The sequence below is a fragment of the Cedecea sp. P7760 genome (genome assembly GCF_013386425.1).
Classification (GTDB): Bacteria; Pseudomonadota; Gammaproteobacteria; order Enterobacterales; family Enterobacteriaceae; genus Cedecea; species Cedecea selenatireducens.
The window spans coordinates 33,407-48,601 of the sequence record NZ_JACARU010000050.1; the positions used below are offsets into that span (position 1 = coordinate 33,407).

Annotated in this window: 14 protein-coding genes; 7 read left to right on the forward strand and 7 right to left on the reverse strand. The window is 55.0% G+C overall.

The window, feature by feature from the left end; translation table 11 throughout:
- Positions 1 to 2 precede the first annotated feature (2 nt).
- From HX778_RS16810 to cspE, 5 genes are all read left to right on the forward strand, one after another.
- Entirely contained in the window at positions 3 to 1,256 is a 1,254-nt protein-coding gene (locus HX778_RS16810) for a TolC family protein (protein WP_176982597.1), read from the forward strand.
- Positions 1,256 to 2,722 (forward strand): efflux RND transporter periplasmic adaptor subunit, encoded by a 1,467-nt coding sequence (locus HX778_RS16815; protein WP_176982598.1) that lies wholly within the window; start codon positions 1,256 to 1,258, stop codon positions 2,720 to 2,722. The genes HX778_RS16810 and HX778_RS16815 overlap by 1 nt, the downstream gene beginning before the upstream one ends.
- The gene (locus HX778_RS16820; protein WP_176982599.1) at positions 2,719 to 5,838 is read left to right on the forward strand and encodes an efflux RND transporter permease subunit; all 3,120 of its coding nucleotides are present in this window, start codon (positions 2,719 to 2,721) and stop codon (positions 5,836 to 5,838) included. The genes HX778_RS16815 and HX778_RS16820 overlap by 4 nt, the downstream gene beginning before the upstream one ends.
- 197 nt (positions 5,839 to 6,035) lie before the next feature.
- Entirely contained in the window at positions 6,036 to 6,611 is a 576-nt protein-coding gene (gene pagP, locus HX778_RS16825) for a lipid IV(A) palmitoyltransferase PagP (RefSeq protein WP_052048975.1), read from the forward strand.
- 196 nt (positions 6,612 to 6,807) lie between these two features.
- The gene (cspE, locus tag HX778_RS16830) at positions 6,808 to 7,017 is read left to right on the forward strand and encodes a transcription antiterminator/RNA stability regulator CspE (protein WP_004100146.1); all 210 of its coding nucleotides are present in this window, start codon (positions 6,808 to 6,810) and stop codon (positions 7,015 to 7,017) included.
- Between the two features lie 217 nt (positions 7,018 to 7,234).
- Here the strand turns inward: cspE and crcB are convergent, their stop codons facing one another.
- Positions 7,235 to 7,618: a fluoride efflux transporter CrcB gene (gene crcB / locus HX778_RS16835; RefSeq protein WP_038474751.1), complete on the reverse strand. Its 384-nt coding sequence runs from the start codon at positions 7,616 to 7,618 to the stop codon at positions 7,235 to 7,237.
- A 103-nt stretch (positions 7,619 to 7,721) separates the two neighbouring features.
- Between crcB and HX778_RS16840 the strand changes: the two genes are divergently transcribed.
- Entirely contained in the window at positions 7,722 to 8,510 is a 789-nt protein-coding gene (locus tag HX778_RS16840; protein WP_176982600.1) for a deaminated glutathione amidase, read from the forward strand.
- 129 nt (positions 8,511 to 8,639) lie between these two features.
- On the forward strand, positions 8,640 to 8,837 hold the full coding sequence (tatE, locus tag HX778_RS16845; RefSeq protein ID WP_038474744.1) for a twin-arginine translocase subunit TatE: 198 nt from the start codon (positions 8,640 to 8,642) through the stop codon (positions 8,835 to 8,837).
- Positions 8,838 to 8,939: 102 nt separating this feature from the next.
- On the opposite strand, the gene lipA is transcribed toward tatE, so the two are convergent.
- The 6 genes from lipA to rlpA form a co-directional block, all read right to left on the reverse strand.
- Positions 8,940 to 9,905 carry a lipoyl synthase gene (gene lipA / locus HX778_RS16850; RefSeq protein WP_038474741.1) on the reverse strand — a complete coding sequence of 322 codons (966 nt, stop codon included), beginning with the start codon at positions 9,903 to 9,905 and terminating at the stop codon, positions 8,940 to 8,942.
- Between the two features lie 239 nt (positions 9,906 to 10,144).
- A complete protein-coding gene (locus HX778_RS16855; protein WP_176982601.1) occupies positions 10,145 to 11,101 on the reverse strand; it encodes a YbeF family transcriptional regulator in 957 nt (318 codons plus the stop codon).
- A gap of 254 nt (positions 11,102 to 11,355) precedes the next feature.
- On the reverse strand, positions 11,356 to 12,000 hold the full coding sequence (gene lipB, locus HX778_RS16860; protein WP_038474735.1) for a lipoyl(octanoyl) transferase LipB: 645 nt from the start codon (positions 11,998 to 12,000) through the stop codon (positions 11,356 to 11,358).
- Positions 12,001 to 12,225: 225 nt separating this feature from the next.
- On the reverse strand, positions 12,226 to 12,489 hold the full coding sequence (gene ybeD / locus HX778_RS16865) for a DUF493 family protein YbeD (RefSeq protein ID WP_008456041.1): 264 nt from the start codon (positions 12,487 to 12,489) through the stop codon (positions 12,226 to 12,228).
- A 109-nt stretch (positions 12,490 to 12,598) separates the two neighbouring features.
- Positions 12,599 to 13,810: a D-alanyl-D-alanine carboxypeptidase DacA gene (dacA, locus tag HX778_RS16870; protein ID WP_038474732.1), complete on the reverse strand. Its 1,212-nt coding sequence runs from the start codon at positions 13,808 to 13,810 to the stop codon at positions 12,599 to 12,601.
- 143 nt (positions 13,811 to 13,953) lie between these two features.
- Positions 13,954 to 15,192, reverse strand: coding sequence for an endolytic peptidoglycan transglycosylase RlpA (gene rlpA, locus HX778_RS16875; RefSeq protein ID WP_176982602.1), 1,239 nt, complete (start codon positions 15,190 to 15,192; stop codon positions 13,954 to 13,956).
- Between the last annotated feature and the right edge of the window lie 3 nt (positions 15,193 to 15,195).

Sequence of the window (15,195 nt, forward strand, 5' to 3'; positions counted from 1 at the left end):
CCATGAAACGACACACCCTGAGCCTCTGGCTTAGCGGGGTGCTGTTGACTGCGTCTGTCTCTGCCGCTCAGGCGGCAGAGTTCAGCCTGCAACAGACTCTGCTGGCCGCCGAACACTATTCTGCGGCGCTGTCCGCCAACCGTAACCAGAGCGACGCGCTAAACGCGATGGCCGACTCTGCCCGCCAGTTGCCCGACCCTAAGCTGAAGTTTGGTATTGAAAACGTGCCGGTGCAGGGCAGCAATAATCACCGCTTTAGCCGGGACGGAATGACGATGCAGCGCATCGGCATCATGCAGGATTACGTCAGCGAGGAGAAACGCGACCGCAAGGCGGACACCATTCTGGCGCAGTCGGCCAGCAGCCAGGCAAAAGCCGAAGTTATTCGCGCCAACCTTCAGCGTGATACCGCGCAGGCGTGGCTGGATCTCGCCCTGTCTGAGCGAGTGCTTACTGCCGCTCGCAAGCTGGTAAACGAAACCGAGCGGCAGGTTAGCGTCCAGAAAGCCACCGTTGCCAGCGGCAGTTCGCTTGCCTCCGGCGTGGTGGATATCCGCATGACGCTGCTCACCATGCAGGACAAGGTCACGCTTGCCGAACGTGATGTCACGCTGGCGCAAACGCGGCTGCTGCAGTTGACCGGGCAGACCGTGGACAGCGTGAACGGCGCGCTGCCTCGCTACCAGCGATTACCGGCCTCACCTGAGGTGCTTGAAGAGGGCGTGATGCAGCATCCGGAGGTGGTTGAAGCCGCTCGTGAAGCTGACGTTGCTCGCGCGAAATCAGCGCAGTCTGCGGTGGCTGCCAAACCTGACGTTGGCGTTGAGGTTTATTACGGTCGCCGCGCCGAAGGTTATGACGATATGGCGGGCGTGATGTTTACCGTCGATCTTCCGCTATTTAAGCCTCAACGGCAGGACAAAGACTACTCTGCGGATGTTTCACGGGCGATGGAAGCGAACGATCAGTTAGCACTTGCTCGCCGGGAACGTATTGCGCTGGTTCACTCGCTGGTGGCGAATTACCAGGCCGCGCAAAGCGTCTGGCAGCGTCAGCAGGACCAGGCTTTGCCGCTTCAGCGCCAGCGCCTGTCGCTGCTGGAGTCACAGTATCGCGCCGGGCAGTCTTCTCTGGCTGAACTGCTTGCCGCCCGCCGGGATCTTCTGGACAGCGAACTTACCGCCAGCAGCGCTGAAAAAGCCGTTGCCACCAACTGGGCCGCGATTCGCTACCTTACGCCTCAGGATGTTAACTAATGAAAAAATCACTCACTTTTTCCCTGCTGGCGGTGGCGGTTGTTGCCGCGCTGGCCGCAGGTTATTACGCCGAGAAGCAGCAAACCTCTCACCAACACCCAGAGTCTCAGGCCCGGCAGGAGAGCGGGCGTAAAGTGCTTTACTGGTACGATCCTATGGTGCCGGGGCAGCGGTTCGACAAGCCTGGCAAATCGCCGTTTATGGATATGGCGCTGGTGCCTCGTTATGCAGATGAAGTAGCCAGCGACGGCGGCGTGACGGTCAGTAATCGCCAGCAACAGAACCTGGGTATTAAGACGGCTGCCGTTGAACGTAGGGCGCTGAGCGTGCCGTTTGCGGCCTTCGCGACCGTTACGCTTGATGAACGCAGCGTGCAGATAATCCCGGCCAGCGCCAACGGTATTGTTGAGACGCTGTATGTCAAAGCGCCGCAGCAGTATGTGAAAGCCGGGGAGCCGCTGGCACAGCTGTGGTTCCCGGAGTGGACCGCCGCGCAGCAGGAGTATCTGGCCGTGCGCAAGTTGGGAGACAGCGCTTTAACCGCGGCGGCGAGAGAACGATTACAGCTGCAGTTTATGCCCGCAGAGGTGATTCGCCAGGTTGAACGCAGTGGTAAATCACAAACTCGCGTTACCGTTCGCGCGAAGCTCGCCGGTTATGTGAATAAGCTTGAGGCGCGGGAGGGGCAGCAGGTTACCGCGAATGCGCCGCTGTTCGAAGTAGCAAGCCTCGAGTCGGTGTGGATCGTGGTGGATTACCCTCAGTCGCAGGCTCAGGCCCTGCAGCCGGGGAGCGAGATTATGGCTACCGCCGATAGCTGGCCTGGCGAGATGTTCCATGGGCGGGTAAGCGAGCTGCTGCCGAACCTTGAAACAACCACCCGCACGCTGAAGGCTCGTATCGTCCTCGATAATCCCAAAATGAAACTTAAGCCGGGCATGTACCTTAGCGTTCGTCTGGCGAACCAGCAGCCGCGCGCCGCCGTGCTGGCCGTGCCGGAGGAGTCGCTGATTGAAACCGGGAGCCAAAGCCGCGTGCTGGTTGCCGAAGAGGGCGGCCATTTCCGCCCGGTGAACGTGGTGCCCGGCATCAGCGATAAAGGCTGGGTGGAAATTCGTTCCGGGCTGAATGAGGGGGAGAAAGTGGTCACTTCCGCCCAGTTCCTTATCGACTCAGAGGCAAGCCTGCGCAGCGCTTTGCCGGAGTCGGACGCGCGGCCCAAAGCTCAGCCAGCGGTGAAAACCTACGACGGAGAAGGTGTGGTAAAAGCGGTGAGCGCGGATGCCATTACCATTTCTCATCATCCTATTCCCGCGCTGAACTGGGGGGCGATGGTGATGCCGTTTGCGCTGCAATCGCCGACTAACCTGAAGCCGGGGGACGCGGTGATGTTCAGCTTCACGATGGATGATGAACAGGGCGCCGTGATTACTCATCTTATGCCGATGGCGGAGGCGCACAAATGATTGCCGCCGTTATCCGCTGGTCGCTTAAGAACCGCCTGCTGGTGGTGCTGGCTGCTATTATTATGGCGGCGTGGGGGCTGTGGTCGCTACAGCGTGCGCCGCTTGATGCACTCCCGGATCTCTCCGATGTGCAGGTCATTGTGCGGGTCAGCTATCCGGGCAAAGCGCCGCAAATCGTTGAGGATCAGGTCACGTACCCGCTGACCACTACCATGCTGTCCGTCCCGGGCGCTAAAACGGTGCGTGGGTTCTCGATGTTTGGCGATTCCTATGTCTACATTCTGTTCGACGACGGGACCGATCCTTACTGGGCACGATCCAGGGTACTGGAATACCTCAGTCAGGTGCAGTCGCAGCTGCCGCCTGAAGCCAAAGCCTCGCTGGGGCCGGATGCTACCGGGGTAGGCTGGGTGTATGAGTATGCGCTGGTGGACAGAACCGGGAAACACAGCCTGGCCGATCTGCGAGCCCTGCAGGACTGGACGCTGAAATTTGAGCTGAAAACCGTGCCTAACGTTTCCGAAGTGGCGAGCGTGGGCGGCATGGTGCGTCAGTACCAGATTGTGCTCGACCCGCAGCGCATGAAGGCGCTGAATATAACCCATGAGCAGGTCATCAATGCGGTAAAAAGTGCCAATCAGGAAGGGGGCGGTTCGGTGCTCGAGATGGGGGAGGCTGAGTATATGGTTCGCACCTCCGGCTATCTCAAAAGTCTGGATGATTTTAAGCAGGTGGTGATCGTCAGCCGCGACGGCGTGCCGGTGCTGCTTTCTGACGTCGCTTCCGTCAGGCTGGGGCCGGAAATCCGTCGGGGCGTCGCCGAGTTTAACGGGGAAGGCGAGGTTGCAGGCGGCATTATCGTCATGCGCTATGGCAAAAATGCCCTTGAAACCATCAATGCGGTAAAAGACAAGCTGACGCAGCTGCAGAAGAGCCTGCCCGCCGGCGTTGAAATTGTTCCGGTTTATGACCGCTCTCATCTGATTGAAAATGCGATAGAAACGCTCTCCCACAAGCTGCTGGAAGAGTTTATCGTGGTGGCCATTATTTGTTCGCTGTTCCTGTTTCACTTCCGCTCCGCGCTGGTGGCGATTATCACCTTGCCGCTCGGTATTCTCGGGGCGTTTATCGTCATGCATTACCAGGGCGTGAACGCCAATATTATGTCGCTGGGCGGGATAGCGATTGCCATTGGCGCGATGGTCGATGCGGCGATAGTGATGATTGAGAATATGCACAAGGTGCTTGAGCAGTGGCGACACGAGCATCCGGGAGAGCAGCCACGCAGTGCGGATTACTGGCAGATATCCCAGCAGGCCGCCGTCGAAGTGGGGCCGGCGCTGTTCTGTAGCCTGCTGATCATTACCCTGTCGTTTATCCCCGTGTTCTCTCTTGAGGCGCAGGAGGGCAGGATGTTTTCGCCGCTGGCTTTCACCAAGACCTATTCTATGGCGGTGGCCGCAGGGCTGGGGATAACGCTGGTGCCGGTGCTGATGGGCTGGTTTATTCGCGGCAAGATCCCTGATGAAAAAGCCAATCCCATCAACCGCTGGCTGATTGCGGCCTACGAGCCCGTGCTGGAAAAGGTGCTCGACAGGCCGAAAACCACGCTGGCGGTGGCCGGGGTGCTGCTGGTGGCAACGCTTTGGCCGCTAAGCAAGCTGGGGAGCGAGTTTATGCCGCCGCTGGACGAAGGGGATTTGCTGTATATGCCTTCAACGCTGCCGGGTATTTCCACGCGTGAGGCAGGGCGATTGCTGCAGCAGACCGATCGCCTGATAAAAACCGTGCCGGAAGTGGAAACCGTCTTTGGCAAAGCCGGGCGCGCCGAAACGGCCACCGATCCTGCGCCGTTGACGATGATTGAAACCACCATTCGCTTTAAGCCGCGTGACCAGTGGCGGCCGGGAATGACCATGGACAAGCTGGTGAACGAACTGGACAGCGTGGTCAAAGTGCCGGGAATTGCCAACGTGTGGGTGCCGCCTATTCGTAACCGCCTTGATATGCTGGCTACCGGGATCAAAAGTCCGGTCGGAATAAAGGTGAACGGCAATAATATTGCCGCCATCGAGTCAGTTGCGGAACAGATTGAGCGCGTGGTGAAGCAGGTGCCCGGCGTCACGTCGGCGCTGGCCGAACGTTTGGGCGGCGGGCGCTATGTGGACATCGACATCGATCGTCGCAAAGCGGCGCGCTACGGCGTTTCAGTGAAGGAATTGCAGTCGCTGGTGTCCACGGTTATCGGGGGCGAGAACATAGGTGAAACCATTGAGGGGCGTGAACGTTTCCCCATCAACGTGCGTTACCCGCGTGAGCTGCGTGATAACCTGCAAAAACTGCGTGATTTACCCGTTATCACCGCTAACGGCAGCCAGCTGGCGCTTTCTGAACTGGCTAATATTTCCATCACCGAAGGGCCGCCGATGCTGAAAAGCGAAAATGCTCGCCTTTCAAACTGGATCTATGTCGATCTTCGTGGGCGTGATTTGAAGTCGGCCGTGGAGGATATGCAGCGCGCAGTTGCGGAGCAGGTTAAGCTGCCTGAGGGCGTTTCGCTTTCGTGGTCAGGGCAGTTTGAATACCTTGAACGCGCGACCGCGAAATTAAAAATTGTGTTGCCCTTTACCTTATTAATCATATTCGTACTGTTATATGTCACCTTCTCGCGAGTGACCGATGCATTATTAATTATGGGGACTTTACCTTTCTCATTAATTGGCGGCGTATGGCTGCTTTATCTGCTGGGATATAACCTGTCCGTTGCCGGTGCCGTTGGCTTTATTGCCCTGGCCGGGGTTGCTGCTGAATTTGGCGTGATCATGGTGCTTTATTTAAATCAGGCGCTTATTAAACATCAGAAAACCGATGAGGTGCAGGATGGCGGCATGCTGCGACGTGCTATTCATGAAGGGGCGGTCTTGCGCGTCAGGCCAAAGGTGATGACCGTGGCCACCATCATGGCGGGTTTACTGCCGATTATGTGGGGCGATGGCACCGGGTCGGAGGTGATGAGGCGTATTGCCGCGCCGATGATTGGGGGAATGGTGACGGCGCCGCTGCTGTCGATGCTGGTTATCCCTGCGGTATATATGCTTATTAAAAAGCGGAAATAAGGTGTATGAGCCGGAGTGTTTATAATTATGCGCTCCGGCTTGCAAGTTTATTCATCATTGTCTGATAGTTATTTGGGAATTCAGCGTATTGACAGCAGATGCTGGACAATTTTCTTTACAACTCATGTGCTGATTTAGCTTTCATTGAGATATAATTCAGTAAGGTACCAGTCGAATTTTAATATGGTAATAACGACGTGACTTACACGAATAAACTGTTCTCAATTTTGATTTTTGTTTGCACACTTGGGGTGAGTACCTCTGCTGCAGCCGCTGCGGAAGGCGGCTTTTTCAGCAACGCCTGGGAGACCTTCTCCGACCAGGTATCTAAAACCTGGCACGAGCCAGAGCATTACGATCTTTACGTGCCGGCAATTACCTGGCACGCCCGCTTTGCCTATGACAAAGACAAAACGGATCGCTATAACGAGCGGCCCTGGGGCGCTGGTTTTGGCCAGTCTCGCTGGGATGAGGACGGTAACTGGAACGGCATCTATTTGATGGCGTTTAAAGATTCCTTTAACAAATGGGAACCTATCGGTGGTTATGGCTGGGAAAAAACCTGGCGACCGTTGAGTGACGATAACTTCCATATGGGGCTGGGTTATACCGTCGGCGTGACCGCGCGGGACAACTGGAAATACATCCCCGTGCCTCTGGTGCTGCCGCTGGCTTCTATCGGCTATGGCCCGGCAACTTTCCAGATGACCTATATTCCCGGCACCTATAATAACGGTAACGTCTACTTTGCCTGGCTGCGCTTCCAGTTCTGATTTTGTACGACCAAAAGCAGGCGAAAACTGAGGATTTCTATACCCCTTAAAAAACAAGGTGTAATCCGCAAGCTAGTAAAAAGTTAGCGACTTTTATCACTTTTTAGCAATTCTGGACTGGACAAAAGCCACCACAATTGTTGTACTGATGCCCGACACAGCATTTGTGTCGTTTTTTCATGTAAAGGTAATTTTGATGTCTAAGATTAAAGGTAACGTTAAGTGGTTTAATGAATCCAAAGGCTTCGGCTTCATTACTCCGGAAGATGGCAGCAAAGACGTGTTCGTACACTTCTCTGCAATCCAGAGCAATGGTTTCAAAACCCTGGCCGAAGGCCAGCGCGTTGAGTTTGAAATCACTAACGGTGCCAAAGGCCCTTCTGCTGCAAACGTAATGCCTATCTAAGTCATTACCAGTGGAATATAAAAACCCGCCAAGGCGGGTTTTTTTTTGCCTGTCATTGCTCAGGCAAACAGATACGATTTCAAAAACAGTCCCACAATCGCCACGCTTATCAGCACGCTCGCCCAGCCGGTAATTTGCTCTTTCATCGCCTTCTCCCCCAAAGACATGGCCGGGATAGTGACAGAGAAAAATTAAGCTAACATTAACGCCGTGGGGCTTATTGGCTGACGAAGAGAGAAACCAGCCAAAATGCGAGCGCGGTCATAATAAAAGAGCCTGCAAGGTTGAGCAGAACGTTCATACCCGCCCAGGCAAGCCGCCCGTCCTGCAGCAGCAAAACCACTTCCGCAGAAAACGTCGAGAACGTCGTCAGACCGCCGCAGAAGCCGGTGGTAATCAGCAGTTTCCACATCGGGTCGACGTGGCTAAAGCGGCTGAACAGCGCCAGCCCAAGACCGATAATAAATGCCCCGGTCAGGTTGGCGATTAACGTCCCGATGGGGATCCCCATGTGTATGGGATTAAACTTCATACTAAGAAACCAGCGTGCTACGCTGCCTGTCCCGCCGCCGATAAAGACGGCGAATAGCATCTGAATCACGATTAATCCTTATTAAACATCAGCAATCTGAAAAGTGTAGCGTTCAGGCCGGGAGATTTATACCCAATGTGCTGTAATTAATCCTTTGAGCGGCGAGGCGAATATGAAGGTTGCGGTAGGGCAGTTTGTGGTGGGGCCCGTCTGGCAGGAAAATGCGGCAACCTGCGTACGGCTGATGGCGCAAGCGGCACAGAAGGGGGCCGATTTACTGGTGCTGCCGGAGGCGGTGATGGCCAGAGATGACAACGACCCGGATATGTCGGTAAAGTCAGCGCAGCCGCTGGACGGTGGCTATGTACAGCTGCTGCGGGCTGAAAGCCGGAAGAGTGGCATGACAACGGTGCTAACGCTGCATGTGCCTACCCACGACGGGCGGGCGGCGAACACCTTGCTGGCCATCCGCGGCGGTGAGGTTGCGGCGAGCTATCAAAAAGTTCATCTGTATGACGCTTTCAGCGTGCAGGAATCCCGGCTGGTGGATGCCGGAGAGCGCGTCGCCCCCCTGATTAAGGTGGCCGGAATGAACGTCGGGCTGATGACCTGCTATGACCTGCGTTTTCCTGAGATGGCGCTGAGCCTTGCGCTAAACGGAGCCGAGGTTTTGGTGTTACCTGCGGCGTGGCTCAAAGGCCCTCATAAAGAGGCTCACTGGGCGACTCTGCTGGCCGCCAGAGCGCTGGATGCAACCTGCTATGTTGTCGCCTCCGGGGAGTGCGGGGCTAAAAATATCGGCCAGAGTAGGATAGTCGATCCGCTGGGCGTAACCGTTGCCGCCGCAGCCGAGGTACCAGAGCTGATTTTTGCCGAGATTGCCCCAGAACGGGTGGCGGCGGTAAGGCAAATGCTGCCTGTGCTGAGCAACCGACGCTTTGCGGTACCTCAAATGTTATGATGTTTTTTTAAGCAAAACTTGATTCACCTTGTTACAGATTGCTATTGTGTCGCGCGGGCAAATGTCCGTTAATGCAATCAGGTCTTTTATTCGCCGTTGCCACGGCACGCATCACAAAAGAAGGTAGGTATGGGAGAGATTAGTATTACTAAGCTGCTGGTTGTCGGCGCGCTGATCGTATTGCTGTTTGGTACCAAGAAGCTGCGCACGCTGGGCGGCGATCTCGGTTCTGCCATTAAAGGTTTTAAGAAAGCGATGGCTGAAGACGACAACGGCAAGAAGTCCGATACCGAAGCACCTGCAGAACGCATCGTCCACAAAGACTGACCGACGGCTGCAAAATAAAAAACCGGCTCAAGATGGCCGGTTTTTTTATGGACGTCAGTTTAAACGTAACAATGTGTGACGGTTGTTACCGTGTGACGACTGTTACTTCACTTCCATTCCTTTTGCCTGCAGGTCGGCATGGTAAGAGGAACGAACAAACGGACCACAGGCCGCGTGGGTAAAGCCCATCGCCAGCGCTTCCGCTTTCATCTCTTCAAACTCATCAGGGCTGACGTAACGCTGCACCGGCAGGTGGTGACGGCTAGGCTGCAGATACTGGCCCAGCGTCAGCATGGTCACGCCGTGACGACGCAGGTCGCGCATCACCTCAATGATTTCTTCGTTGGTTTCACCGAGGCCCACCATCAGGCCGGACTTGGTTGGGATATCCGGATGCGCTTCTTTGAAGCGCTCAAGCAGCTTCAGCGACCAGTTATAGTCCGCACCCGGACGCACGTTGCGGTAGACGCGCGGCACGTTTTCCAGGTTGTGGTTGAACACGTCTGGCGGCGTCGCTGTCAGGATATCCAGCGCGCGATCCATACGGCCACGGAAGTCCGGAACCAGCGTTTCGATTTTGATGGTTGGGTTTTTTTCGCGAATAGCACGAATACAGTCTGCAAAGTGCTGGGCACCGCCGTCGCGCAGATCGTCGCGATCCACGGAGGTGATAACCACATAGCGCAGGCCCATGTCGGCAATCGTTTGGGCCAGTTTTTCAGGCTCGTTGGCGTCTGGTGCCACCGGGCGGCCATGCGCCACGTCGCAGAATGGGCAACGGCGCGTACAAATGGCGCCCAGAATCATAAAGGTCGCGGTGCCGTGGTTAAAACATTCAGCGAGGTTAGGGCAGGAAGCTTCTTCGCAAACGGAGTGCAGCCCATTTTTGCGCATCGCCGCTTTAATGCCCTGGATACGGGTTGAGTCAGACGGAAGTTTGATTTTCATCCATTCTGGCTTTCTCAACAGCTCCTGGCGCTCTGTTACCACGTTTTTAACCGGGATCAGAGCCATTTTATCGGCGTCGCGGTATTTAACGCCGCGTTCCATCACAATGGGTTTGCTCATAGGGTGCGTATTCCAGTTGCGGATAATGAAATCAGGCTAATTCAAGCTAAGTTAGGATCTATCAACTATTTTTGAATTAATGGCCGGGAGTATATCATCACGGCCAGGGAGAATCAGTATACCCCAACATGAAATGGAGAAAGAATTGTAAATGGGTTGTTGTTTTGTGCTAAATACCAGGTTAACGGGGATGGTGTTCACCTCTGAAACATCCTGCAAGAGGTGAAAACCACTGGTGCTCAGGCAAACTCGTGGTGGATGGCCTTGATTATCTCCTGCAAAACCGTATCCCGAATGCTGAGTTTGTTAAAATGCATGCTGGTTTCCATCGTCTTATCGGCAAACAGGTCGCAGTCGACCGCACGCAGATTCCAGGTTTCTTTGAACATTTCGTACAGCCGCCAGGGCATGAAGCCTAGCAGATCGCTGCTGCCCAGCAGCGAGGACAGCGTGACATAGTTGTAGCTGCTGAACGCTATCTGCCGGTTAGGCAGGCGCTCGCTAATCTGCTGGCGCAAATCGCGCAGCAGGTCATCCTGCATGATCAGGAAGGTGTGCTCCATGTTTTGCAGATCTTCGAGGGTCAGGCGCTGCTCAAGGCACGGGTGGCCTTCCCGACACACCACGGCGATACTTTCCTGGTACAGCGGCACGCTGGTTATCGTGCGGGCGTAATGGCGGCTGGTATCAATAATCAGATCGGTCTGAAACTGGCTTAGCTGGGACTCACCGTCGTTAATCGGCACGTTACGAATAAGCAGGTTTGGGTTAACTTTGCGGATCGCAGAATAGACTTTAGGAATAACTAAAGCCCCAATGGACGGCTGGGTCGCAATTGTGATGGTGCGCTGCTGGTCGTTGCTGCTGTTAAAATCCAGCGCGCCAAGAATGGATTCCAGACCCTGGCTGATATATTCGTGCAGGTGCGCCGCATAGGCCGTGGGCGTGACGCCCTGACCTTTTCGAATGAATAAGGGATCGGGAAAAATATAGCGCAACTTTTGGATAGACTGGCTGATAGCCGAGGGCGTGAGGTTAAGCACTCTGGCTGCATTGACGATGCCTTTATGAATGTAGACGGCCTCAAAAATAGTCAGCAAGTTTAAATCTATGTTACGTAACGTCTTGAATACGGGATAGTTATTTTCGCCATCGCGATCCGCGATTTTTTTCTCAGACAGTGGGTTTTGCCCCATGCCAGGTCTCCGCTAAAAAATAAAGAATATTATATTTATAGATACAAATAGCGCGTTTGGGGGAATTAACGTAGCTATTTTGCCAACCCAAGCACGAATAAAAAAAATTAAGCGACAGAAAAGGTTTCGGGGCTGTCATATTATTTAAATAATGACGTTTCTAAATTATCCAACGAGTGATTATAACTGATGGGCGGTCGGGCTTTTGCGAAGGGTATTATCAGGCCAGCAAAGGAAACCTGCTGGCCAGTTGATTAATCAGCGGACTGATATTCGTAAGGCGGGTGGTTTAGCAGAGCGATAAAGTTTTCTACCAGCCGTGGTTGAACGTCGGCCACGGTAATGCCTTCGACAAAATGGCTGACCTGCGTCATTTCCAGCCCCGCATAGCCGCACGGATTAATACGCAGGAAGGGGGAGAGATCCATATTGATGTTCAGCGCCAGGCCATGGAAAGAGCAGCCCTTGCGAATCCGTAGCCCCAGAGAGCAAATTTTTCGCCCGTCGACATAAACACCAGGCGCGTCCGCACGCGGATAAGCTTCAATGCCGATTTCTGCCAGCGTGTTGACCACGGTTTGTTCCAGCACGGTCACCAGTTCACGAACGCCTAGCTTGCGTCGTTTTAAATTCAGCAGCAGGTACATTACCTGTTGGCCTGGGCCATGAAATGTCACCTGGCCGCCGCGATCGCTTTGGACGACAGGGATATCACCCGGCATCAGCACGTGCTCGGCTTTACCTGCCTGACCCTGTGTGAAGACCTGCGGGTGTTCAACCAGCCAGATTTCGTCGGCCGTGGTTTCATCGCGGGTATCGGTAAAGTCGTGCATTGCCTGCGAGACGGGTTCATAAGGCTGCAGGCCGAGGGGGCGGATCAGGATAGTGTCTTGAGACAAAACTGTGTCTCCAGGAGAAAAAGGTGGTTGGAAGTATATCACAGTAAAAACCCGGCCTGAGCCGGGTCAGAGACGGCAAACAAAGTTAATTGATGTAAATAATCTCGTGCTTTGATCTAATAAAAACAATGAATGCTGCACTCTGGTTTGCCCCAAACGGTCGAAAACCACGTTTTTCGGCTGTTTGTCATCGAGCTAAGACCCGGCCTGAGCCGGGCCGTCGGATTACAGCACCATACGAACGATTTCGATGTTGCCTAATTCTTCGTAAAGGGTTTCAACCTGCTCAATGTGCGTTGCATTGATGGTAATGGAAACGGAGTGGTAGTTTCCTTTGCTGCTTGGTTTAACCTGCGGCGTGTAGTCACCAGGGGCATGGCGCTGCACTACCTCAACGACCAGATCAACCAGCTCCGGTTTCGCCAGGCCCATTACTTTGTAAGTAAAAGAGGTTGGGAATTCGAGCAGTTCGTTCAGTTTGGTTTTCATGGTAGCTCCAGCGTTACGGCAATAAAAATGGTAACTCCCGCCAACGGGCGGGAGTTGCTTTGATACTAAGTATATGGGGTCAACTTCGACACTTTCAAGCGTTCAATAATTAACCGAACCAGTGGTGGAACATCAGTTTGATGTAATCAATGATTCGGCTGAAGAAATTCCCTTCCGGCATCTCTTGCAGCACAACCAGCGGACGCTGCTCGATAGTTTTGCCGTCAAGCTGGAAGTTAATGGTGCCAACAACCTGATTTTTCTGCAGCGGCGCGTGCAGCTCGGAGGTGGTCAGCACGTAGCTGGCTTTCAGATCTTTCATGCGGCCACGAGGAATGGTCAGATAAACGTCTTTATCCACGCCCAGGGACGCGCGATCGTTATCACCAAACCAGGCTGGCTCTGAGGCGAACTCTTTCCCGGCCTTCAGCGGAGAAACGGTTTCAAAGAAGCGAAAGCCCCAGGTCAGCAGCTTTTTGCTCTCGGTTTCACGCCCTTTGTAGGTGTGGCCGCCGAGCACCGCAGAGATCAGGCGCATCTGTCCTTCGGTTGCGGAGGCAACGAGGTTATACCCTGCAGCATCCGTGTGGCCGGTTTTAATGCCGTCTACGTTGAGGCTGGTATCCCACAGCAGGCCGTTACGGTTGGTCTGGCGGATATTGTTGAAGGTGAACTCTTTCTCTTTGTAGATAGAGTATTCGTTCGGAACGTCACGGATCAGCGCCTGGCCGATCAGCGCCATATCACGCGCGGAGCTGTACTGACCTTCTGCATCCAGCCCATGCACGGTCTGGAAGTGGGTGTTTTTCAGGCCCAGGGCAGAAACGTAGCTGTTCATCAGGCTAACGAATGCATCCTGGCTGCCGGCGACGAAGTCGGCCATCGCCACACAGGCATCGTTACCGGACTGCAGGTTAATGCCGCGTACCAGCTTGTTAACCGGCACCTGCATACCCGGCTGCAGGAACATCAGGGAAGAGCCTTTAAACACCGGGTTGCCGGTCGCCCAGGCATCTTTCCCGATGGTGACCATCGCGTTGTCATCGAACTTGCCGGCTTTCATCGCCTGACCGATAACGTAGCTGGTCATCATTTTGGTGAGGCTTGCCGGATCGCGACGCGCGTCGGCGTTGGATTCGGCCAGCACTTTGCCTGAGTTGTAGTCAATCAGGATATACGCTTCTGCATCAATCTGCGGGACGCCCGGGATCATGGTTTTAATATTGAGGTCGTCAGCTTGAGCAGAGGCCATGGCCGCGAAGGCGAGAGCCGAGGTGAGCGCCAGGCGCTTAACAAAACGTGCAGAAAGAGCTGTATTCATGATGAAACTACGACGTCCGTGATGGAATTAAAAAAAGTGCCTTACTATAGCAAAAGCATTTTTGACTGGCATCTGACTTTGCACGTGAGTTTGTTAATGGTCTTTACACAAATTTACGGGCAAGAAACATGCCAGTCACAGCTTTACATAGACGGAGCGTTGGTCACAAAGGATTGCTGTTGCGCTTCCGACATCAGGCGCTGCTGCAGAGCTGTGGCTTCATTTCGGCTGCTGAACGGGCCAAGCTGAACGCGATAAACCGCGCCGTTATGGGACACCGCGCCCGGAACGCCAAACTGCTGGCTCAACTTCTGCTGCCACTGGCTGGCGCGTGCTCCATCGCTGACGGCGCCAACCTGAACAACATAACGCCCGCTGCTGGCAGGGGCGCTGGTTGCCGCCGCGCTACGTTGCACGTGGCCTTGCACAGAACCCGGTGCCGTGACTGGTGCGGCAACGGCGGGGGCAGGTTGTTCAACGATAGGGCCTGGCTGTGGGGCTACCGGCGGAGTGGCCGTCGTCGCTGGCGTAACTGCCGTTGCGGCTGGCTGCTGGGCAGTCGGAGTTGTCGCAGCTGCTGTCGCTGTTGCAGCAGTGTCAGGTGTTTCTATCACCCCCGCCGCAAGCGGCGTTGGTGCACCCAGGAAACCGCTGCTTTGAACCGGTGCACCGGTAGCATCCGCGCTTTGCAGCGTGGAGTTACTGATAGCGCGTACGTCACCTTGTGGGGCTGCTGGCTGTACAGGGGAGGACACGCTCCCCATACCGCCGCTAAGGTCAGGACGGGCCGGCAGCGCATAGGTCTGTTTAGCGATTGTCGTACAGGCGGTGCCCGGGCCGGACATTGTACCGTCCTGCGCGACGATAATTGGGTCGATGCGAACTTTGGTGTTATTCGAGGTATTCAGCCTGTCCGCCGCCGCGCGAGAAAGTGAGATAGCGCGGTCGTTGCCATAAGGGCCACGATCGTTGATGCGTACCACAATCATGCGGCCATTCGCGAGGTTGGTGATTCGCGCGTAGCTTGGGATTGGCAGCGTTGGGTGCGCGGCGGTGAGCGCATTGGCATCAAACGCTTCACCGGAGGCCGTCAGGTTGCTACCCGGCTCGGCGTCATAGATTGCCGCAAAGCCAGACTGGCTGAAGTTGGCCGGATTCTGAACAATTTTGTAGCTTTTGCCGTTGTTCTGGTAATCCTGATTGACCGACGGATTCAGCGGTTCGTAGCGTGGCTCTGCGCCGCTGATTTCGACGACTGGGCCGTTGCACACTACCGGCTGCTGCGGCTGATTAACCGGCTGCTGGCTATCATCATTTGACGAACATGCCGCCAGTAACGCTGCAGCGATGCAGACGCCAGCCCACCGTTTTTGCTTACCCATTGC